At 31.3% G+C, this 22,936-nt stretch carries 19 protein-coding genes and 1 tRNA gene; 9 read left to right on the top strand and 11 right to left on the bottom strand.

What is annotated here, in order from left to right; genetic code table 11:
- Nucleotides 1-7: 7 nt before the first annotated feature.
- Nucleotides 8-1,354, bottom strand: a complete 1,347-nt coding sequence (gene accC / locus PMT9312_RS00310) for an acetyl-CoA carboxylase biotin carboxylase subunit (RefSeq protein WP_011375626.1) — start codon at nucleotides 1,352-1,354, stop codon at nucleotides 8-10.
- A gap of 262 nt (nucleotides 1,355-1,616) precedes the next feature.
- On the opposite strand from accC, the gene PMT9312_RS00305 reads away from it, so the two are divergent.
- Together PMT9312_RS00305 and PMT9312_RS00300 are read left to right on the top strand one after the other, a co-directional pair.
- Nucleotides 1,617-1,698, top strand: a tRNA-Leu gene (locus PMT9312_RS00305).
- Between the two features lie 25 nt (nucleotides 1,699-1,723).
- Nucleotides 1,724-2,989: a hypothetical protein gene (locus PMT9312_RS00300; protein WP_011375625.1), complete on the top strand. Its 1,266-nt coding sequence runs from the start codon at nucleotides 1,724-1,726 to the stop codon at nucleotides 2,987-2,989.
- Between the two features lie 3 nt (nucleotides 2,990-2,992).
- Here PMT9312_RS00300 and PMT9312_RS00295 read toward each other — a convergent pair whose 3' ends face one another.
- From PMT9312_RS00295 to PMT9312_RS09555, 4 genes are all read right to left on the bottom strand, one after another.
- Complete coding sequence (locus PMT9312_RS00295) at nucleotides 2,993-4,042, bottom strand: PRC-barrel domain-containing protein (RefSeq protein ID WP_011375624.1); 1,050 nt, start codon at nucleotides 4,040-4,042, stop codon at nucleotides 2,993-2,995.
- Between the two features lie 45 nt (nucleotides 4,043-4,087).
- Nucleotides 4,088-7,678 (bottom strand): chromosome segregation protein SMC, encoded by a 3,591-nt coding sequence (gene smc / locus PMT9312_RS00290; RefSeq protein ID WP_011375623.1) that lies wholly within the window; start codon nucleotides 7,676-7,678, stop codon nucleotides 4,088-4,090.
- Between the two features lie 76 nt (nucleotides 7,679-7,754).
- Nucleotides 7,755-8,117 (bottom strand): hypothetical protein, encoded by a 363-nt coding sequence (locus PMT9312_RS00285; RefSeq protein ID WP_011375622.1) that lies wholly within the window; start codon nucleotides 8,115-8,117, stop codon nucleotides 7,755-7,757.
- 79 nt (nucleotides 8,118-8,196) lie between these two features.
- Nucleotides 8,197-8,334: a hypothetical protein gene (locus PMT9312_RS09555; protein WP_002806908.1), complete on the bottom strand. Its 138-nt coding sequence runs from the start codon at nucleotides 8,332-8,334 to the stop codon at nucleotides 8,197-8,199.
- Nucleotides 8,335-8,522: 188 nt separating this feature from the next.
- Between PMT9312_RS09555 and PMT9312_RS00280 the strand changes: the two genes are divergently transcribed.
- A complete protein-coding gene (locus tag PMT9312_RS00280) occupies nucleotides 8,523-8,984 on the top strand; it encodes a DUF883 C-terminal domain-containing protein (RefSeq protein WP_011375621.1) in 462 nt (153 codons plus the stop codon).
- 1 nt (nucleotide 8,985) lies between these two features.
- Nucleotides 8,986-9,372: a phage holin family protein gene (locus PMT9312_RS00275; protein ID WP_011375620.1), complete on the top strand. Its 387-nt coding sequence runs from the start codon at nucleotides 8,986-8,988 to the stop codon at nucleotides 9,370-9,372.
- A 1-nt stretch (nucleotide 9,373) separates the two neighbouring features.
- Here the strand turns inward: PMT9312_RS00275 and PMT9312_RS00270 are convergent, their stop codons facing one another.
- On the bottom strand, nucleotides 9,374-10,498 hold the full coding sequence (locus tag PMT9312_RS00270) for a THUMP domain-containing class I SAM-dependent RNA methyltransferase (RefSeq protein WP_011375619.1): 1,125 nt from the start codon (nucleotides 10,496-10,498) through the stop codon (nucleotides 9,374-9,376).
- 480 nt (nucleotides 10,499-10,978) lie between these two features.
- Between PMT9312_RS00270 and PMT9312_RS09650 the strand changes: the two genes are divergently transcribed.
- Nucleotides 10,979-11,116 (top strand): hypothetical protein, encoded by a 138-nt coding sequence (locus PMT9312_RS09650; protein ID WP_193741842.1) that lies wholly within the window; start codon nucleotides 10,979-10,981, stop codon nucleotides 11,114-11,116.
- Between the two features lie 8 nt (nucleotides 11,117-11,124).
- Here PMT9312_RS09650 and PMT9312_RS00265 read toward each other — a convergent pair whose 3' ends face one another.
- Nucleotides 11,125-12,087: an aldo/keto reductase gene (locus tag PMT9312_RS00265; RefSeq protein ID WP_036924439.1), complete on the bottom strand. Its 963-nt coding sequence runs from the start codon at nucleotides 12,085-12,087 to the stop codon at nucleotides 11,125-11,127.
- Nucleotides 12,088-12,239: 152 nt separating this feature from the next.
- Between PMT9312_RS00265 and PMT9312_RS00260 the strand changes: the two genes are divergently transcribed.
- The gene (locus PMT9312_RS00260) at nucleotides 12,240-12,905 is read left to right on the top strand and encodes a ParA family protein (RefSeq protein WP_011375617.1); all 666 of its coding nucleotides are present in this window, start codon (nucleotides 12,240-12,242) and stop codon (nucleotides 12,903-12,905) included.
- Nucleotides 12,906-13,073: 168 nt separating this feature from the next.
- Here the strand turns inward: PMT9312_RS00260 and argJ are convergent, their stop codons facing one another.
- The gene (argJ, locus tag PMT9312_RS00255; RefSeq protein ID WP_011375616.1) at nucleotides 13,074-14,312 is read right to left on the bottom strand and encodes a bifunctional glutamate N-acetyltransferase/amino-acid acetyltransferase ArgJ; all 1,239 of its coding nucleotides are present in this window, start codon (nucleotides 14,310-14,312) and stop codon (nucleotides 13,074-13,076) included.
- Between the two features lie 77 nt (nucleotides 14,313-14,389).
- On the opposite strand from argJ, the gene coaE reads away from it, so the two are divergent.
- Nucleotides 14,390-15,007, top strand: a complete 618-nt coding sequence (gene coaE / locus PMT9312_RS00250) for a dephospho-CoA kinase (protein ID WP_011375615.1) — start codon at nucleotides 14,390-14,392, stop codon at nucleotides 15,005-15,007.
- A 4-nt stretch (nucleotides 15,008-15,011) separates the two neighbouring features.
- Here coaE and gatB read toward each other — a convergent pair whose 3' ends face one another.
- On the bottom strand, nucleotides 15,012-16,484 hold the full coding sequence (gene gatB, locus PMT9312_RS00245) for an Asp-tRNA(Asn)/Glu-tRNA(Gln) amidotransferase subunit GatB (RefSeq protein WP_011375614.1): 1,473 nt from the start codon (nucleotides 16,482-16,484) through the stop codon (nucleotides 15,012-15,014).
- 79 nt (nucleotides 16,485-16,563) lie between these two features.
- Between gatB and thiO the strand changes: the two genes are divergently transcribed.
- Nucleotides 16,564-17,673 (top strand): glycine oxidase ThiO, encoded by a 1,110-nt coding sequence (thiO, locus tag PMT9312_RS00240; protein WP_011375613.1) that lies wholly within the window; start codon nucleotides 16,564-16,566, stop codon nucleotides 17,671-17,673.
- A 3-nt stretch (nucleotides 17,674-17,676) separates the two neighbouring features.
- Here the strand turns inward: thiO and ndk are convergent, their stop codons facing one another.
- Nucleotides 17,677-18,135: a nucleoside-diphosphate kinase gene (gene ndk, locus PMT9312_RS00235; protein ID WP_011375612.1), complete on the bottom strand. Its 459-nt coding sequence runs from the start codon at nucleotides 18,133-18,135 to the stop codon at nucleotides 17,677-17,679.
- A 122-nt stretch (nucleotides 18,136-18,257) separates the two neighbouring features.
- On the opposite strand from ndk, the gene speA reads away from it, so the two are divergent.
- A complete protein-coding gene (gene speA / locus PMT9312_RS00230) occupies nucleotides 18,258-20,204 on the top strand; it encodes a biosynthetic arginine decarboxylase (protein WP_011375611.1) in 1,947 nt (648 codons plus the stop codon).
- Here speA and alaS read toward each other — a convergent pair.
- On the bottom strand, nucleotides 20,189-22,849 hold the full coding sequence (alaS, locus tag PMT9312_RS00225; RefSeq protein ID WP_011375610.1) for an alanine--tRNA ligase: 2,661 nt from the start codon (nucleotides 22,847-22,849) through the stop codon (nucleotides 20,189-20,191). The two genes, speA and alaS, sit on opposite strands and share 16 nt — an antisense overlap.
- Nucleotides 22,850-22,936: the final 87 nt, after the last annotated feature.

Below are 22,936 nucleotides of genomic sequence, written 5' to 3'. Positions count from 1 at the left end.
TTATTCCTCAGTAATTTGGCAATAATTCTTCTTCTACATATTTAGTATGTATCTTACCTTCCTTAAATTTAGCTTTATTCAGTAAAGTTAGATGAAAGTTAATTGTTGTAGGAATGCCGGTTACCGCGCATTCATTTAAAGCCCTATTCATACGTTTAATTGCAGTATTACGATCTTTTCCCCAGACTATTAATTTACCAATTAATGAGTCATAGAATGGAGGTATTTCATAGCCAGTATAAACATGACTATCCACCCTTACACCAGGGCCGCCAGGAGGAAGCCAACCAGTTATTTTTCCAGGTGATGGTCGGAAATTATGAGAAGGATCTTCAGCGTTGATTCTACATTCAATGGCATGACCGTTTAAATTGATATCATCCTGATTAAATTCCAAGTTTACTCCGCTTGCGATTTTAATTTGCTCAGCTATTAAATCAACTCCTGTAACCATTTCAGTAACAGGATGTTCAACTTGAATCCTAGTATTCATTTCCATGAAATAAAAATTATCATCATCAACTAAAAATTCAACCGTACCAGCTCCTTCGTAACCGATACTTTTTGCAGCAGCAATAGCTGCATTTCCCATTTTTTTTCTAAGTTCAGTGTTAATTGCAGGGCTAGGAGACTCTTCCAATAACTTCTGATGTCTTCTTTGAACTGAACAATCTCGCTCTCCTAAATGAACAACATTTCCCGACCTATCCGCCAAAATTTGAATTTCTACATGTCTTGGCTTCTTTATAAATTTCTCCATATATAAACCATCATTACCAAAAGCTGCTTCTGCTTCACCCTGAGCTGCTTTAAACATTTTTTCAAGATTATCAGCATTTTCAACCAGCCTCATACCTCTTCCACCTCCTCCAGCAGTCGCTTTGATAATTACCGGATAGCCAATATCATCTGCCAATTTATAAGCCTCATCAACATTTGATAACAAGCCTTTACTACCTGGTACTGTTGGAACTCCTACTGCTTCCATAGTTTCTTTAGCTGTAGATTTATCTCCCATAGATCTAATAGCATTAGGAGATGGACCAATAAAAACTATGCCGTGATCGTTACACATCTCAGCAAATTTATCATTTTCAGCAAGAAATCCATAACCAGGATGAATAGCATCAACTCCTCTCGATGTAGCAGCAGCAAGTATATTTGGAATATTTAAATAACTCTTATTACTTAACGAGTCTCCAACGCACACCGCTTCATCAGCAAGCTGAACGTGCAATGCTTTTTTATCTACGGTGCTAAAAACTGCAACTGTTGCAATACCTAGTTCTCTACAACTTCTGACAATTCGTAAAGCTATTTCTCCACGATTAGCAATTAAAACTTTTTCAACCATTATGAAAATTAAATTGAAGAAATGAAAATGACTTAAAATAAAAAATTCTTTGCCAAAGTATTTAACAAAATTTTTTTAGTTATCAGAGGACATTTTTTACAATACAACCTAGAACGTTATATATGTATAAATATTTTTTTTATGCAATAGAAAAATAATTCATCATATACAAAAATTCTCTTTTAGAACTACATCCTTATTTCAGTCAATAATGTATTATATCTTTAAGGTTTAGGTACCCGCGGGTGCTTGAAAACCCTTTGCGGACGTGGCGGAATTGGTAGACGCGCACGTCTAAGGAGCGTGTGGCTTAGGCCTTGCGAGTTCAAGTCTCGCCGTCCGCATTTAATGTATTATGGTTAAACTGCAATGAAAAAAAAATCAGTTGCAGTAGTTATAGTTTCTAATGGTCCTGGTGAATTAGCTACATGGGTAAATCCTCTAGTGGATGAGCTTAATAAAATAAATAAAACTCTATGTGATGACGATACACTCGATTTAACTCTTAGATTAGTTCTTGTTCCTTGCCCAAATGCGACTGGTAAAGAATATTTAGTTGCAAATTCATGGAATAAATTCGAATTAATTACAAAATCCAAAAGTTTTTGGAAATTATTAATAAAGCCAAGTTCTTTTGCTAATTGGCCAAAAAAAGGGGTAGTTATTTTCCTTGGTGGAGATCAATTTTGGAGCATTTTACTAGCTAAAAGATTAGGTTATTTAAATATCACATATGCTGAATGGATTGCGCGATGGCCTCAATGGACTAACAAAATTGCTGCCATGAATTTAAAAGTAAAAGAGTTAATTCCTAAAAGATATAAATATAAATGTCAAATCATTGGCGATTTAATGGCAGATATCAAACTTAATAATGAAATATCATTAAAAAATAAAGAAAAACACTATATTGCATTGTTGCCTGGTTCTAAAAAAGCAAAACTCTCTGTTGGAATTCCTTTCTTCTTAGAAATTGCAGATCATGTAGCTGAAGAAAATCAAAATATAAATTTTATAATTCCCATGGCTCCAACCACTAATAAAAGTGAATATTTATTTTTTCAAAGTGAGAACAATCCAATTGCGAAATATTACTCATCAAAAATTAAAAAAATTAAAAACATCAAAGACTCCTGGTTTGATTATGTAATTGAAACATCAAAAAATACAAAAATTTATCTAATTAAGAAACATCCTTGCTATGAAATATTGAAAGAATGTGATCTTGCGATTACAACTGTAGGAGCAAATACTGCAGAATTAGCAGCAATTGCTCTTCCAATGTTAGTTGTTCTACCAACTCAACATTTAAATATGATGAATGCCTGGGATGGTATTTTTGGAGTAATCGGGAAAATTTCATTCATAAATAGATTCCTAACTTTTATAATTCAATATTTTTATGTTAAAAAAAAGAAGTTTTTTGCTTGGCCAAATATTAAAGCTAAAAGAATGATTGTCCCTGAAAGGATAGGAAATATTTCGCCCAGAAAAATTGCAAGAGAAGTATTATTTCTTATTAAAAATAGGGATCAATTAAAAAGTATTAGTAATAATTTACACAAAGAGAGAGGCGATAAAGGTGCTGCTGAAAAACTTACTTCTATAATTGTTAATTCAATAAAAAAACTTTGAAAATTACCAAGGGTCATCAATTTCAAACTTTTCTGACTTTTTATTATCTTTAACTAAATTTTGTGCATCTAGTGGTTCAATATCCAAAGTTTCTTTTGCATTTTGAATTGGTCTTTTTGAAGCTAAATTTGTAGTTGATTGTTTCTTTTGCATAAAATCAATATTCTTTTCTTCATCTATTTGATTAAAACTATTTTGATTCTCAATCTGATCAGAATAATCATTATCCATATATAACTTTTTTCTGTTATTGATTTCCTCTGAAGAACCCTTTATTTCAACATATTCAAGTTCATCTTCATCTTCATAATCATCTTCATAATCATCTTGTTCAACAACTTCTTCATATTCCTCAACCAAATTGTTTTGCTTTTCTGATTCCAAACCTGACAATAACTGATTCTCAACTGGGACAAGATTTGCTGAGTATCCATTTGCTTCCCTTTCATCCCATGAAGAACCTCCGACTCCAAGTTTCTCAAGTAATCCACTACTTAATTGGTTCAATTTCTCTTCAGCCCCTTCATAAACAATAATCCTATCCGTACCACTACTTACAATTTCCTCAACAGGAATTTCCCAAGTACTTAAAACTCCCTCACCTAAAAGTGGAACACCTACTGCACCCATAACAAGAGAAATTAAATCCCCTGTCTCGATATCAAACGAAAACCCAAGAACTCTACCTAAAAGTTGTCCAGACTCTGTAATTACCTGACAATTAATTACCTTTCCATATCTTTCTGGAGAAAAACTTTCACTCAAAGAATCTAGAGAGTCAACTAATATCACATCTCCAACTTGCTTTATACTTTCTAAGGGCATCCATTTTGGCAAACCTGGTAAAAATCTTGTAAGTGGATTATCTCTTAGTCCCAAAGCGACCACCTCCCTTCTGTCAATATCAACAACAACTTCACCAACTACGCCTAAACGCCTCCCAGTATCAGTAGTTATAACTTGTGTCCCCATTAATTCTGACCTTAACCATAAACGTTCGCTAGGAACAGAATTAGGGCGATTCTTATTAGCAGATGTGTTAGACAAACTCATAAATACCTTTTTATCATTCTGACGTATAAATTTAAAAAAGTGTGTTTATGCAGCATTTGGTAACCCAACAACTTGAGTATTAGCACCTCGTGCCTGCGCAACACCAATTGTTCGTTCAGACGCACTAATCATAGGCCTTCTATGACTTACGACTATAAATTGTGCATTTGATGACTGATTAGATATTAATTTTGACAACCTTTCAACATTGATACCATCTAAAAAACTATCAACCTCATCTAATGCATAAAAAGGGGAAGGTTTATACTTTTGCAACGCAAATAAAAAACTTAAAGCAGTTAATGATTTTTCACCACCTGACATAGAGGCTAATCTTCTGACATTTTTTCCCTTAGGATGTGCAACTAAAGTTAATCCTCCTTCCAAAGGAGAATTAGTATTTTCAAGTTGAAGGAAACCATCTCCATCAGATAAATTTGCGAAAATTTCTCTAAAGTGTTTATCAACTTCTAAAAATGCTTGCATAAAAGCCTCCTGACGCATAGTCGATACAGTTTCTATTCTCAGCAATAATTCAGATCTTTCATTAGATAGGATTGCTAATTTTTCTCGTAAACCATTTAATCGCTCAATTAATTCTTCTAGTTCATCAAGAGCCAGCATATTAACAGGTTCTAAGCTTTGTAGTTTTGCATTTATAATCGAGATTTCTGATTGAACAGATTCAAGACTCTTCTCTTCATATTCTTCAAGCTTTGGGAAAGGATTAGGTAGATCTTTTTTATAATTTTCTAATTTTATTTTCTCGCTCCTCATCTCTTCTTTCAGAGAATGCATATCCCTTTCAAGATATTCAAGCTTCAATAGATAGTTATTATATTCTTGCCTTTTATTTGAAATTGAAGAGTTTAATTCATCTCTTTTTCTTCTCAAAAAACCTAAATCCTTCTCTAGGGAATTTTTTTGATTATTGAGAACTAAAAGCTCTTTTTTAAATTTATCTCTTTTTTCTATCCATTCACTATGAGCAATTGCAAGTTCTTTGATAGATTCCTGCAAGTTTTTTTCTTGTAATAAAGTTATTTTTAATGAATTATTGATACGCTCTTTATTTAAAGCAAATTGATTCTTCTTATCTAGTAATGTATCTCTCTCCTTAATATGTAATTCAAGTTTTTTATCAAGATTATTAAAATCGTTATTAAAAGCTATTAATGATGATTTTTGATTTTTTTCATAATTCTCCTTAAGAATGATTTGCAATTGATCAAACTTATCATGATGAGGCTTCAATTCATTTTTTAAACTATCTAACTCCTCAACTAATAAATTATTAGCACTATCAAGTTTATTTAAACTCAATTTGAAATCCTGAATTCTTTTCATGACAACTTCAACAGAATTTTTATTCACTTCAATTTCTTTGTTAAATGAAGCACAATCCTCAATTATATGACTGCGGTTAGAATTTAATTTATTGAGTCTATTATTTTTTATAATTAAATCATTATTTGACTCCCTTAAGGCTTCTTCAATAACCAATAATCTTTCTTTTATAGGGCTAGAGTCATCAAGATCATTATTAATTCCAAATCTATAAGCTAAATCTTTATTTAACTTACTGCCCCCTGTAATAGCTCCACTTGCTTCTAATAGTTCACCACTTAAAGTAACCAACCTATTTTTTTGTTTAGATAATCTAGCTGAGGCTAAGTCTGAGAAAACCAATGTATCTCCAAAAACATATCTAAAAACATCTGAATAAACTTCATCAAAAGTAATTAAATTAATGGCTTTATCAATGAATCCATGCTCTCTATTATTTTCAAATCTTGAAATTGCATAATTCTTCTTTTGACTTTTAATTCTATTTAAAGGTAAAAAAGTTAATCTTCCCGCTTTCTTCTTTTTAAGAATTTCAATAGCTTTAGCTGCAATATGATCATTGTCAACAACAATTTGTCCTAGTCTATTTCCAGCAGCAATTTCTAATGCATATCTATTTTTCTCACTAACCTCTCCAAGTTGAGCTACATAACCATGTATACCCTCTAATCCTGCTTCTAAAAGAATTCTTAGAGCGTATGAACCTCTAGATTCATTTAAAGCTTCCTTTCTGCTTTCAAATCTAGATAAATCCTTTTCAAGCCTTAATTGCTCGTTGTTTAGCCTTAGTTTAGTTTTATTTAATAAATCAATTTCATTTTTTAAAGAATTAATTTCCAAGCTGTTACTTGCTAAATTATTTTTATTTATCTCGGATGTCTCTTTTTTTATTTGATTTCCCTCTAAAAGTTTCTGCTTTTCTAAAGCTAAAGCATCGATCTGAGAAGATATTGCATCTTTTTGAATATTATTTTGGATCGTTTCTTCTTCAACTTTCCTTTTTTTTATTTCCAAAGGATTAATTTTATTTTTTATACTTTCAAGCTCAGCATTTAATTTGATACTTTGTTTTGAGAATTCTCCAGATTCTCCCGCTGCATCAGAAAGTTTTTTTCTGGATAATTTGTGTTTTAATGTCAGATCATCAATTTGCAAGTTCAATTTATTTAAAAAATTCTCATCAAAATTTTCTTGTCTCATCTTTTCTGACTCGATATTCCTCTTAGATATTGCAATTTCATCTCTCTGCTTTTGTAATTTAATACCCTCTTCTTTATTCAAACTTGATACCCTATCAAGTTCTCTCAAGCTAGAATTAATACTTCCAATATCAGAATTGACCTTTATCAAGGTATCCTCTCCTTTCTCCTTAAGCTCAGCAACCAGAATTTTCAGAGCACCTTCTAAAACTGATATTTCTTTATTAATAGATTCTTTTTGTTCATTAAATAATATTTTGTTTTTTTCAATTTCAGTTTCTTTTTTCTCTATAGATTCAACATGCTTCACTTGTTTATCAAAAATAAGAACTTTCTCTAATTCGGTTATTTGAAGAAGTTTTGCCTTTAACTCTTTGTATCGCTTTGCTTTTTCACATTCTTTTTCAAGCTTATTTTTACTAGATTGCAATTCATTTTCTAAAATTTCACACCTTTCTTGTCTTTCGAAAACATCATTTAATTTTGCATTAGTTTGTTCTATTCTTGTATCAAACAGTGCGACTCCTGCTAATTCATCAATAAGATTTCTCCTCTCCTTGTTATTCATTGATACTATTCTTGTTACATCACCCTGCATAACAACATTGCTTCCCTCAGGATCAACACTAATGTCCCTTAATATTCTCTGTATTTGTTGCAAGGTACATTGTTTTCCATCAGAAGTATAAGTCGAAGCATAAGAACCACCCGGCATAAGCCTTAATTTTCTAGAAACTACCCATTCTTTTTGACCTTTCTTAAGAGCAATTTCTTCTTCTTCTAATTCCAAGGGCGGAAGGTCCTCTCTGGGAGACCAATCTTGAATATTAAATTTTACCGATACAAATGTTTCGGATGACTTGCCTTCTTTAACTTTGGAATTATTTATTAGATCAGGTAATCTTTCTGCCCTCATTCCTCTACTATTAGCTAAACCTAAACAGAATAAAATGCCATCTAAAATATTACTTTTCCCAGAACCGTTAGGGCCGGTAACCACTGTAAAACCTTCTTCAAGAGGAATTTTTACACTTCCCCCAAAAGATTTAAAATTTTCAAACTCGACCTGATTGATATGTACCAATCTCAAGTCTCAATAGCTAAATAAGAATAACTAATTTGCAAAAATTCTCAATAGTAATTTTACGATTATTTATAAATGAATATTAATTATTTTTGCTCAATCTACAAGAATTACCCGAAATTTCAAACAAACCATAAAGAAGTTCTCCGTCCAAAATGAATCGAAAACATTCAGAGTCCAATTTATCAGAAACGTTTTTAAATATTCCATGGTCGATTCTTTTTACCAATCCTCGATTTGCAGACAGTTCATGTTCTACCCTGGATAGCCATACAAGTCTATGATTCGGCTGTTTAAAAATTTCTATAGAAGCTTGATTTAAAAAAGGTAGTTTTAAAAATTTCCAAGTTAAACAATCTATTCCATTTTCAACAAGAAAATCGTAATGAATATCTAAAGAGTTAGCAGAATAAACTGTATGTTCAAGCAAAACCCATTTATTCATTATCTAGTTGATAAATCAATCGAATCTATTTTCAAAAGAAAGTTGAGAAATATATCTTATTTAAGATCATTCCTGGCATTTAATTACTTGCATCAGGGACAAATCTTAAAGCAATGAATAGCAAACTTCCAGCTCCAGCGATTGCTGCCGCTACTAATCCAAAATCTGTAGGGATTGTGCGAGATGCAAAAATTAATGATGCAAATGTGATATCCATGATGAAATTTAAACTAATTTAATAAATTCAGTAATAGCTTAACAAAACCTTCTTGCAGAACAGAGTAGATAAATAAAATGTAAATAAACATTTATATGTTTTTATTCTATATAAATTGCACAAATCTTTAGATAAGGGTTCCAAATTAAGAAAATAGGGTCTAATCTTAAAATAAATAAGCCTAAATAATGGAGACTTACCATCCTCCCAAAGAAGTAGAAGAAAAAGAAGATGACTCTGAACTTCCTGAGAAAGAAGTTATCTCTGAGAAATGGTTACTTGAAAAAATTGACAGTTTAATACCTTTAATAAAAGAAAAATGGCCTACCATTGCTCAGCAAACCATTGAAGCCACAAAAGGAAGTATTGATGATTTAGTTGAAGTAATAGCTAGCCATAGTGGAACCTCAGCAATTGGAATCAAACGCCAACTATTTGAAATCATTGATTCAATCCGAGAAAACAATTGGGAGATATCAGAAAAAATTGAACCTATAGAAAGTCAATTAGAAGAGTTACTAGAGGAACTGAACAATACACTTAGACCAAAAATAGAAAGTCCAATTAGAAAAAAACCAATATTATCTATTGCTATTGCCGCTGGTATTGGTTTACTAATAGGAACTCTTCTAAACAGTGGCAGAAAATAATATGGAAAAACCAAAAAATAAAAACTTTGCAAATACAGCTTCCAGAATTTCAGCTATCGCAAGTTCAGTGATGGATTTGCATGTAAAAATAGCTCTTCAAGAAGTAGATAGAGAGAAAAGAAGATTAATTAGTGGTGGAATATTTTTGGCAATTGGATTGACCTTACTATTATTAGTTCTAATGTGCATCCATATTATTTTTTATCTTTTTCTAAAGAACTATAATAACTGGAATACAGAATATAATTTATTACTTATAATTTTTATCGATTTATTTCTTGCAGGTTTAAGTTTGAAGCTTGGAGGAAAATTAGCCAAAGGACCTTATCTTCCTCAAACATTGGAGGGTTTAGGCAAGACAACAAAAGCCGTTTTAGGCAAAAAATAAATTACCTTATTAAATACTTTATCCATCTGCAATCAATCCCCCCATTACTAACAGGAATTTTCAATGAAGATTTCATTTTCAAATATTTTGTTAGTTTTGGATTTCCACTTAGCAGCCAAAATTCCCAGCCTGAAAAGTTATTCTTTAGGAAAGTACCCATTTGTTCATATAAACAAATTAATTCATTTTCATCGCCCAATTTTTTGCCATATGGAGGATTACATATAATTATCCCAGGTGTAAATTTTAACTGGAGTTCTAAAAAATCATTATTTATAAGTTCAATATAATTTTCGAGTCCTGCCAATGATATGTTTACTTTCGCCTGCTCAAAAACCTTTTTATTAATTTCGCAGCCTATAATTTTTGGTAATTTTTCATAATTTATAATTTTATTTTTTGCCTTATTTTTTTCATTAAGATAAATATCTTTCCTAAAGTCCAACCAATTCTCAAAAAGATATACTTGATGAATATTTATAGGAACTTCAATAAATTGGTTAACTGCCTCAATTAAAAAAGTTCCTGAGCCGCACATAATGTCAATTAAAGGGACTTTGCCATTCCATTGAGTCATATTTATCAATCCAGAAGCTAAATTTTCTTTTAATGGTGCATTTCCAACTGCGGGTCTATAACCGCGCTTGTGTAAGCTTTCCAAACTACTTTGAAGACTAATAATTGCTTTATTATTATTTAAATGAAGATGAATTATAAAATCAGGATCATCTAAAGAAATATTTGATCTTTTATTCCAAACTGCCTGTTGCAAATCAGTTATAGAATTTTTAACTTCAAGAGCAGAAAAATGTGTATGACTTAAAGAAGATGTTCTCCCAGTTACTTGAACATTAAACGTTTTTTTATAGTGCAACCAATCTAACCAATTAAATGAATCTCTAACACCCTCATATAAAGATTGTTTATCGTAGCAATTAAAACTTGCAATTTCTCTATAAAAGCGAAAAGCTAATCTGGAATAGAAATGAACTCTATAAAAAGTTTCATAATCACATTCAAAATTAATAAATCTTTTATAAGTATTAATATTAAAGCCACCTAAATTTGAAATTTCTTCAGCTAAATATTTCTCAAGTCCCTGTGGAGCGGATGCAACTACCTTCATATACGATAAAAACTTAATAAAAAAACTATTCAATACTCATTTTGCCTGTCAGAATATAAATGTCCAATTGGACTAGGTGATCTCAACCGATGTTTCGGACAGCGGTTCGATTCCGCTCAACTCCACTTTTTGGGGTTGTAATGGTTTCGACGGGGCATAAGGAAGGTGACTGAAGCCGGCTCGGTTAGAGCAAAAACACAAACGCTAACAAAATCGTTAGTTTCTCCCGTCAAACAGCACTAGTTGCCGCTTGATCCTTAAGGAGATGGGGTGATATCAGCCTTATCAACCAAATGATACGCGGAGTCTGGAAGGACTCCACTTTTTTAAATAACTAAGAATTTGTAGTAGATAATTTATTATTTTGTAAATATTGCTGCAATTGATTGTATTAAACAAAATTTTTTAATTTTATAAGTATAAATTAGTGAGAAGATTAGTTTGAATTGATTTATCTTATTAAAAACTCTAATCTTGAAAATGGAACCTAATAAAAACTTAAATGACTTATTAACAAATCTCAAACCTAAAGTTATTAGATTCACTGGTGAAAAATTTCCTACTGAACTATGGAATAGTAATTGTCAAATCAAAAAAAATAAAAAGATAGCTACCTGAAAATTTAATTAAATACTTGAAAAAGGATTTTTAGGCATTTTTTTTAAGCAATTTTCTGAAACCTCCTGAAGTTCTTTAAATTCATCTTTATTTAAATTCCAGTTAAAAACATTCGATACATCTACAACTTGAGATTTTTTTCGCATTCCTACAAGTGGAATAGTTCCTTGATAACAACACCAATTAATGGCTACTTGAGCCTGAGAAACTGTTCTTTTATTCGCAATTCTTTTAAGACAACTCCGCAATTCATATGTTGGTTTTTTATAGTTTTCAAATAAAGCATTACGAATAAAACTATTTTCTTTATTTTCGTCCTTATCTGGATCAATACAAAGTATTCCAAAGGACAAGGGACTATAAGCCAAAAAATCAATATTATTTTCTTCGCAAATATTTTTTACCTTATATTGTTTTTCTAAATCGGGAGCAAGTAAAGAAAATTGTATCTGAACGCTTTTTAGTTTCTGACCTCTTATTCCTAAATAATTAATTAATTTAGTCAACCGTTGAGGACCTATATTTGATAAGCCAATTTGAAAATTAAACCCTTGATCTTTTAAATCGCAAAGATTATTTAACAGTCCTAATTCCTGCCAAGGATTGTATTTTGCAGTTGACCAATGCAATTGGACTATGTCTAATTTATGATTAAGCCTTTCTAAACTTTTTAAAAAAGGTTTATTAAAACCTCTATCACCAATTCTCCAAGGATAAGGTGCGAGTTTGGTTGCTACTTGCATTCTTTTTTTGTTGGCAGAGGGAGTATCTAGGAAAAATTTGCCTATCAATGATTCACTTCTACCCTGAATATTCCCAGTACCGTAAGAATCTGCAGTATCTATTAGATCAATACCTCTTTTCAAAGCTTCATTATATGTCTCACGTAAATCATCGTCATTTGCAGATTTGTAATTCCAAAAAAGCTTATTCCCCCAAGACCAAGTTCCTAGTCCAACTTTTTTCTTCACTAGCCTATTTAAATAAAGCACCTTATAAGGTTATCTGAAAATATTGACTCCTTTAAATTATTTCAAAAAAAATAAATTTAACGCATTTAAAATCAATTGCTCTTGACATTAAGAAATTATTCTTCAAAGTAAAAGAAATAAAAAACAAAAAATTGTTTATTACCGTTTGCGGACAAAAAGGAGGGGTGGCCAAGACCTGCACAAGTATTCACCTTGCTAGTGTTTGGCATTCTGAAGGTAAAAAAGTTTGCATCGTCGATGCTGATAAAAATAGATCAGCATTAGCATATTCATCAAGAGGCAACCTTCCATTTCCAGTTTTCCCAGTAAGTTCAGCTGCTAAAGCATCAAGATCATCAGAAATCGTAATAACTGATGGACAAGCTAGCAGTGATCAAGAAGAACTAAAACACTTAGCTTATGGTTCGGATTTAGTAATCTTACCAACCACTGCGAAAGCAAGATCAGTAGAGTTAACAGTTGAACTAGCTAATTTATTAAGCGACTTAAAAGTTAACCATGCAGTAGTGATAGTAAAAGTTGATTTTAGACAGCAAAAAGCTGCGCAACAAGCTAAAGCAGCTCTAGAGAATTTTGGTTTATATGTTTTTGATACATTTATACCCTTACTTTCAGCGTTCGATAAAGCAGAAGCCTCGGGTAATGCTGTATTTGAAGCTGTAGACGATTTAGGCAGATCAGATCCTCGTCGAATGACGGGCTGGTCTGCTTATTGTTCAATTGCCTCACAAATTCCATGCCTGATTTCGAAGCCCTCATCCGACACCAACAACAACCAACAACCAATAAGCGCTTAAAAGTAGTAGATGCGCCTGATTTTGAGAAAGAAAAAAAAGAAGAGCCAATAATTACAAACTCTGGATTATTCGTTAATTTATTTGGAGGTTTTATAGGTTCTATAATTGGAACTTTAACAATATTGTTCCTTTATGTTAATGAATATCTACCAATAGATTTACTAAAACTCAAGTAGTATATTCGCTATTTATTTCAACATACTTTTTAGAAAGATCGCATCCCCAAGCTTTGCCTTTCGATTCGCCAGAATTGAGATTGATCATAATTTGTACAATATCATCCACTAAATATGTACCTTTCATTTTAGACCTAATATAGTCTGTAACTTTTTGCGAGTCATATTGATTTAACTTTCCCTTGTCCAAAATCTGATCATTACCTATATATAAGTCAACCTCATTTAGAGTGAATTTAACCCCAGAATTACCAGCAGCAGAAATGATTCTTCCCCAATTAGGATCACAGCCATGTATCGCTGTTTTTACCAATGCAGAATTACAAATGGATTTAGCCAAGATAATTGCATCATCAGTATTTTTTGCTCCTTGAACTAAAACTTCTAATAAACAATTTGCTCCCTCTCCATCCCTCGCAATATTTTTTGCTAAGTTTTGACATACAATGTCAATTCCTTCTTGGATGATTGGAAAAAATCTTTTATCAATTTTATCTCCTGCATTTATTGCAACGAAAGAATCATTTGTGCTTGTCTCTCCATCAACTGATATTGCGTTAAAAGATTTTTTAACAGCAATAGAAATCATATTGTCCCATTCTTCTTTCTCAATACCCACATCACAGGTTAGGAAGGCAAGCATTGTAGCCATATTGGGATAAATCATGCCTGACCCTTTTGCAAATCCTGCTATTTTTATTTTTCTATCTTGAATAAAAGTCTCTATTAAAACTTTTTTCAAAGTCAAATCAGTAGTTAAAATTGCTTCTGCTGCATTTTGAAAATTATTAACTTTTAAATCACTCACTAAATACGGTAAATTTTTTACTAAATCGTTTATTTGTATAGGAACACCTATTACACCAGTTGAGCACATTAAAACTTCTTCTTCTTTTATTGCTAAAAGTTCAGCAATCATTGCTGTAGCAATTTGAAAATGTTGAATTCCAAGATTTCCTGTACATGCATTTGCTTGACCAGAATTAATTAGTATCGCTCGTACAAAACCTGAAGATTTTTTAATCCTTTCCTCACAAATATCAACACAAGAAGCGCGAACTATAGATTGGGTAAACATCCCACTAAAAATACTTCCTTCTGGAGCAAGTATAAGTGCTAAATCTTTTTTATTAGAAGCTTTTAATCCAGCCGATATGCCAGCAAAAAGAAACCCGTTGGGTGTTACATTACCTTCATCAACAAACGACCAAGTGGAATCAGACTGGCTCAATCTCTTTTAATATTTTTAATTCATACTAACTTCTCTTTAATACTAAAGAAACAGGTAATTAGATTATTATTAAAAATATGGATGTTCTTCAAAAATTAAAAAATAACCAAAGAAGAATTGGTTTAACAGGAGGTATTGCCAGTGGGAAGTCAACAATAACGAATTATATTAGAAAACATAAAAACATTCCAATATTAGATGCAGATAATTTATCAAGAGAATTAATTAAACCAAACACATATGGATATAAAAAAATTTTAGATTATTTTGGAAATCAAATTATTGATACTAAGAACAATTCAGAAAAAGCAATAAACAGAAAACTTTTAAGAAACATTATTTTTAAACATTCAGAAAGTAAAGAATGGATTGACAACCTGCTTCACCCCTTAGTTAAAGAAAAAATGATAGAAGAATGCATTCAATACAAAAATAATCAAACTATAGTATTGGTTATTCCATTATTATTTGAAGCAAAATTTGAAGATATTTGCACTGAAATATGGTTAGTTAAATGTCCTAGAGAACTTCAAAAAAAAAGACTTATCACACGAGATAAAATTAGCGAAAAAGAAGCATATGAAACAATAAATCTTCAATTAAGTTTTGAAGAAAAAAGTAAATTTTCAGATATTATTTTAGATAATTCAGATGACCAAAATAAATGGATCAACACGATTAGAGAAATTCTTTGAAGCTTTAGCCATTCAACTTTTCTGCAAGAAGTTTATTTGCAAGTTTAGGGTCAGCTTTACCTTTAGTTCTTTTCATAAGTTGACCAATAAAAAAACCAAGTAATTTAGTTTTACCATTTCTAAATGCTTGAACTTCATTTGGATATTCATTTATAAGTTCATTAATTATTGGCAAAATACTTGAAGAATCAGATATCATAGCCAACCCTTTTTCTTCAACTAATTTTTTCGGAGAAATATTTTTTTTAATTAATTCAGGTAAAATTTCTTTTGCAATTTTTCCACTAATAGTATTTTTTAAAATCATATTAATCATTTCAGCAAGATTTTCAGGACTAAGCTTTAATTCACTAAAACTAAGTTTATTTGCTTTTAAATAGCCCACGATATCACTTGTCACCCAATTTGAAGCTAGTTTAGCCTCAGCACCATTAGCTACAGTTTCTTCAAAAAAATTTGCCATGTTAATTTCATCAGAAATTACCCGTGCATCATATGCAGACAAACCAAATTCATTCACATATTTATTTCTTTTCTTTGAAGGTAATTCTGGTAGTTCATTAAACCATATTTCTTTTTGTGCTTTTGTAATTTCAATTGGTCCTAAGTCAGGATCAGGAAAATATCTATAGTCACTACTACCTTCTTTTAATCTCATACTTTTTGTTAATTGCTTAGCTTCATCCCATAACCTTGTTTCTTGGAAGATTTCTCCTCCATTTTCATAAACTTCTATTTGTCTTGCTATTTCATAATCACAAGCCTTTTGAATTGCAGAAAATGAATTCATATTCTTAATTTCCACTTTGGTACCAAAAGGAGCATTAGGTCCTTTTCTAACTGAAATATTAACATCGCATCTTAATGAACCCTCCTGCATATTTCCATCTGATACACCTAGATATCTAACTGTTCTTCTAATCTCAGAAGCATATTCAGCTGCCTCTCTACCTGTTCTAATGTCTGGTTTACTTACAATTTCACAAAGTGCTATTCCAGCACGATTGTAATCAACTAAGGAATACTTAGAACCAGCTAATCTGTCACTGCCTGAATGAACTAATTTACCAGCATCTTCTTCCATATGTAACCTTTCTATACCAATTTTTTTTGTATAAGGATCTTTATCCTTTTCTATTATTTCAACCTCTAACCAGCCATTTTCAGCTAGTGGCTCATCAAATTGTGAAATTTGATAATTTTTAGGCAGATCAGGATAAAAATATTGTTTTCTATCAAATTTACAATGTTCTGCAACGTTTAAATTTAATGCTAACGAAGTTTTTACAGCATACTCAAGAACAGTCTCATTCAAAACTGGAAGAGTTCCTGGTAACCCACAAACTACAGGATCTATATGCGTATTAGGTGCATCACCAAAAGCTGTTGACGCAGATGTGAATATTTTACTTTTCGTATTAAGCTGTACATGAGTTTCCAAACCAATCACAGCTTCCCAAGATTCCAAATTGTTCATTATCAAAAGTCTCTTTATTAATATTATTGGATATAAAGGAAAAGAGGACCAAAACACAAATAAAAATATTAATTTTTAAATGGCACAAGAAACCAAAAATTCAATATTAATAATTGGCGGAGGACTTTTAGGTTTATCTATTGCTTATGAATTTTCTAGAAATAACTTCAAAGTTTTAGTTTTAAGCAAAAACAGAAATGAATCAGCTGGATTTGTTGCTGCAGGAATGTTAGCTACTCATGCCGAAGGGCTCGAAGATGAATTACTAAAATTTGGCCAAGAAAGTCAAAATCTAATTCCAAAGTGGATAAAAAGTATTGAACAAGATAGTAATATTAAATGCGGTTTAAAAAAATGTGGCATAGTAGTTCCTTTTAAAAACAAAGAAGATCTTGAAGAGTTTCCAACTTATAAATATGGAAAATATTTAAATCAAAAAGATCTTCAAACAGAAATTAATGGAATGAATTCTCTTTGGAAACATGGTTTACTTTTTGAACAAGATGGTCAAATAGACAACCGAAGAAGACTGATGCGTGCTCTTGAGAGAGCATGCTCCTTGCATGGAGTCGAATTTCAAGAGGGATCAGAAGTAGAGGGTTTGACATTCGAAAAAAACAAAATTACAGGTGCAACAGTTGTATGTGCCACTGGGGAAATAAAAAAAATTAACTGCGAAAAAGCAATTATTTGCAGCGGTGCTTGGAGTAAAAAAATTTTTAATAAGATTCCAGTCTTTCCTGTAAAGGGACAAATGCTATCAATACAAGGTCCCACAAATTTTTTGAAAAGAGTTATTTTTGGTCCAAAAACTTATCTAGTTCCCCGTGATGATGGACTTATTATAGTTGGAGCGACAGTTGAAAAAGATTCAAAATTTAATCAGGGTAATACTCCTAATGGAATAAAACAACTGCAAGAAGGCATTCGCTCCTTATTGCCAGAAGCTATTAATTGGCCACAAATGGAACATTGGTGGGGATTTAGACCCTGCACACCAGATCTAAAACCAATAATTGGAAAATCAAAAATTGAAAATCTTTTTATAGCTACAGGACATTACAGAAATGGAGTTTTATTTTCTGCAATAACAAGTGATCTTCTTTTGAAAATAGTTCAAAATAAAAATCTCAAAGAAATAGAAAAAAGCTTTTTAGAAAAATTTAGTTTAGATAGATTTGCGATTTAAATTTTAATTTTCAGATCGCCATTTCGAATCAGAAGTGTACCACTCACATAATTCCTCTTCGTTAAACCATAGATCAATTTCAAATTTTGCTGTATCTTCTCCATCAGAACCATGAATAATATTCCTCCCAATATCAATAGCTAAATCACCTCTAATTGTTCCAGGCTCTGCTTCCAGAGGTTTTGTTGCACCTATTAGTTTTCTAGCACTCAAAATAACTCCTTCGCCTTCCCACACCATTGCTACAACAGGCCCACTTGAAATAAAGTCTACTAAATCACCAAAAAAGGGTCTTTCTCTATGTACTCCATAATGATTTTGAGCAAGATCTTTTGAGGGAATTAATTGCTTTAAACCAACCAATTTAAATCCTTTTTTTTCAAATCTGCCAATAATCTCAGAAACATATCCCCTTTGAACTCCATCTGGTTTAATTGCAATAAAGGTTCTCTCTTTGGTCATTTAGTTAATAATCACTCTATGTATATTCAACTTTTGGGTGGTAACTTGGCAAGTAATCATTAAAATAAAAGATATTGTTTTGAGTTATTTTCAAAAACATTTATTAATCACTAAGACATAAATTGACCAATTTTGAGCCGAAAAAATTAAAGAATATTTGGACTATTGAAGATAGTATTTCGACTTATAACATAGACAAATGGGGAGATAAATATTTTTCTATAAATTCCAAAGGAAATATATCAGTAACTAAAGATATAAAATCTGAAAATAAGATTGATCTTTTTAAGCTTGTCAAAGAACTTAAGAGTAGAGAAATAAATCCCCCATTAATTATAAGATTTAATGATATCTTGAAAGATCGCATAAATGCATTACATGACTCTTTTTTTAAAGCAATAAAAACCTATAAATATAAGAACATTTATCAAGGCGTTTTTCCTGTCAAATGTAATCAACAGAAAAATGTCCTAGAAAAGATAATAGAGTTTGGTAGCCAATGGAATTTTGGTTTAGAAGTAGGAAGTAAATCAGAACTATTAATTGGCCTTGCACTTCTTGAAAACCAAAATTCATTATTAATTTGCAACGGATATAAAGATAAAAAATATATTGAGATTGCTACTTTGGCCAGAAAACTCGGCAAGAATCCAATAATAGTTATTGAACAACGAGATGAGGTAAAAAGAATTATTCAAGCAGTTCAAGAACTTAACGCGACTCCATTGATAGGAATTAGAGCAAAGTTATCAAGTAAAAGTAGTGGTAGGTGGGGTAAATCTATTGGAGATAATTCCAAATTTGGATTATCAATCCCAGAAATTATGTTGACAATAAAAGAACTAAAAGAAGCAAATCTTATCAACGAAATGAAATTGCTCCATTTTCATATAGGCAGTCAAATAAGTGATATTGCTGTGATCAAAGACGCATTACAAGAAGCGAGTCAAATATATGTTGAACTATGCAAACTAGGAGCCCCAATGCAATATATCGACGTTGGGGGAGGATTAGGAATAGATTTTGATGGAACTAAAACCTCCTCCAACACCTCTACTAATTATTCTCTTCAAAATTATGCTAACGATGTAATTGCAACTATTAAGGATTCATGTGAATTAAATAATATAAAGCATCCAATCATAATCTCAGAAAGTGGAAGAGCAATAATTAGTCATTGTTCAGTTTTAATTTTTAATGTCTTAGGAACAAGCCATGTCAGTTCCAAACTACAAATTTTTGATAAAAAAAATCAACAATTAATAATTTCAAATTTACTTGAAACTTTCTATGAATTAAAAAAACTTAAAAATAAAAAAATAAATTTATCTCAAATAATTGAACTATGGAACGATGCAAAAAAGTTTAAAGAAGATTGCTTAGTCGCTTTTAGATTAGGATTTTTAAGTTTGGCAGAGAGAGCTTATGCCGAAGAACTTACTTGGGCTTGCGCAAAAGAAATTTCTAAAAACCTGAATAATGATGCAATAAATCACCCTGATTTATCTGAAATTACAGAAACTCTTGCATCAACTTATTATGCAAATTTATCTATCTTTAAATCTATTCCCGATAGCTGGGCAATAAATCAGATTTTTCCAATAGTACCAATACATAGGCACTTAGAGGAGCCTTTCTGCAAAGGCAACTTTGCAGATTTAACTTGTGATTCAGATGGGAAACTGAATAATTTTATTGATGATGGAAAAATTAAATCATTACTAAATTTACATAAGCCAGAAGAAGATAAAGATTATCTAATTGGCATTTTTATGACTGGAGCCTATCAAGAAGCATTAGGAAACTTGCACAATTTATTTGGCAGTACAAACGTTGTTCATATAGACATAAATCAAGATAATTCATATAAGGTCAAAAATATTATTAAAGAGGACAGTAAATCTGAAATTTTACAATTATTAGATTACAGTTCAGCTTCTTTGGTTGAATCTATAAGAATTAATACTGAATCAGCAATTGATCAAAAAAAATTAACTATTGAAGAAGCAAGGAAATTAATGGATCAAATCGAAATTAGTCTCAGAAAAAGTAGTTATTTATCAGAATGACTATCTAATGTTTTTTGCAAATAATTTTTAGCATAATCTAGAGCATCACTTAACTTATCAATATCTTTAGCACCTGCTTGAGCAAAGTTAGGCTTTCCTCCTCCTCCTCCCGAACAAATTCTTGCAATCTCATTAATTATTTTACCTGCATGCAATCCTATTTTTACTGGATCATCACCTAAAGAAACTACAAATAACAACTTTCTATTTTCTGGATTTGGTATTCCCCCAAGAATCACTATTGCTTTATTTCCCAAATGAGAAGTTAAATTAAGTGCTGCAGATTGCAAAGAATTCCCATCTAAGCCATCAATCTGATTTACTAAAATTGAAAAAGAATTTACTATTTCTGCGGAGGATTTTATAGAAGAGTATTTAAAATATGCAATTTCATCTTTCATTTTTTGTATCTCTTTATTCTTATTAATAAGCTCTGCTTGTAAATTATTAACCCTTTCAAAAAGTTGATTAGGATTTGCTTTTAACAAATCACTTAGTTGATTTACTAAAGCATTTCTATCACTGAAATAGTCTAATGCTGATTGGCCTGATAATGCCTCGATCCTTCTTACGCCGGCTGAGATTCCTTCCTCGCTAATTATTTTGAAAGAACCTAATTCGGATGTAGTTTTAACATGTGTGCCACCACAAAGTTCCATTGAAACTCCTGGTACATTAACAACGCGCACTTCATCATCATATTTTTCTCCAAACATGGCGACTGCGCCCTTTTCAAGAGCCTCACTCTTAGACATATTTTTTATTTCTAAGGCATGATTTTCCATAATCCAAGAGTTAACTAAAGTCTCAATCTTAGAAATTTGATCTTTAGAAATAGGATTAGAGGAATTAAAGTCAAATCGTAATTTATTAAAGGCTACTAATGAACCTTTTTGTCCAACACTTTCGTTAACAACTGATTTAAGTGCAGATTGTAATAAATGAGTAGCTGTATGATTTGCAGCAGCCTTAGCTCTATTAGAGGAGCTAACATTAGTCTTGACTTTTTGTCCAATAGTTAATATTCCTTTTTTGATCGTTCCATAATGTAAAAAAACATTTTTCTTTCGCATAACATTATCAACTAAGACCTCTAAATCTTTTGAAAATATCGTTCCAATATCACCAACTTGCCCGCCAGATTCTCCATAAAAAGTTGTCTGATCAAGAACAATTAAAACTTTCTGTCCTTCACTTGCTTGCTTTACTAATGTTGAATCCAAGAATATACCCTTTATTTCAGCTTCCGAAAGGAGTAAATCATAACCATTAAAAACAGTTTTGTTAAAAAGATCTATTTCTCGCTCTAATGATCCCTCTAAAGTTAAATCAATATTACTTGAAGCAGCTTTAGCTCTCTCTTTTTGTGCATTCATTTCTTCTTCAAAACCCTTTACATCTACACTGATACTATTTTCTTCAGCAATTTCTACAGTAAGTTCTAGAGGAAATCCATAAGTATCATAAAGTTCAAAAGCTTTAAAACCAGAAATTAATTTCTGCCCTGAAGAAATTAACTCATCTAGCAATTTCTCTCCTCTTTCAAGAGTTTCCCTAAATCTTATTTCTTCAATTTTTATCTCATTCAAAATTAAATCATTATTATTTTTTAAATCAGGATAATTATTTTGCATTAAATTGATCCCGACAGTAGCAATATGGGGTAAAAATTCATTTGTTATACCTAATAATCTCCCATGTCTGACCATTCTTCTAATAAGCCTTCTTAATATATATCCCCTTCCGAGATTACTTGCTGCTACTCCATCAGAAATTAAATGAATCACAGCTCTTGTATGATCACCAATGATTTTTAAAGAAATTTTGTTTTTATCATCTGAAGAAAAATAATCAATATTTGCAATCTCACAAATTTTTTGAATAATAGGAAAAATTAAATCTGTCTCATAATTATTTTGCTTTTCTTGTAGTATTTGAGCCATCCTTTCAAGACCCATTCCTGTATCAATATTTTTAAATTTTAAATCTGTCAATTTTCCATTAGAATCACGATTATATTGCATAAAAACAAGATTATAAAATTCAATAAAACGATCTCCATCTTCTAAATCAATATTCTGCAGACCCTTTTCAGGATGAAAATCATAATAAAGTTCTGAACAAGGTCCACATGGACCTGTTTTGCCAGATGACCAAAAATTATCTTCCTCACCTAGTTTCACTATCCTATCTGGATGAATACCAATTTCATCTCTCCAAATTTTTGCAGACTCTTCGTCTTCGTGAAAAACACTCACAATTATATTTTCAACAGAAAGTTGATAAATATTAGTAACTAATTCCCAAGCCCATTGAATAGCCTCTCGTTTAAAATAATCTCCAAAAGAGAAATTACCAAGCATTTCAAAAAAAGTGTGGTGTCTAGCTGTAACTCCAACGTTTTCTATATCATTTGTTCTGATGCACTTTTGGCTAGATGTAGCCCTTTTTGATGGTCTTTCTTTTAAACCTAAAAAAACTGGTTTAAAAGGTAGCATTCCAGCAATTGTTAGCATAACCGTAGGGTCATCTGGAATCAAAGATGCACTTGGAATGATTTTATGTAATTTTTCACTGTAAAATTTTAAAAAAGCATTTCTTATCTCATCTCCAGTAACTATTTTTTTAATTAGTTGAGATGTCATTTATCCAGAATAAGAAGATTAAAAATTAAAGAAAAGCGTAATTTCGGTTATTTCGCAAAAATAATCACGCGGATTTATATTCTACAC

Source organism: Prochlorococcus marinus str. MIT 9312, assembly GCF_000012645.1.
GTDB classification, from domain to species: Bacteria; Cyanobacteriota; Cyanobacteriia; order PCC-6307; family Cyanobiaceae; genus Prochlorococcus_A; species Prochlorococcus_A marinus_L.
Note: the sequence above shows the minus strand (reverse complement) of the source record. Positions and strands in the feature narration are given on the sequence as shown.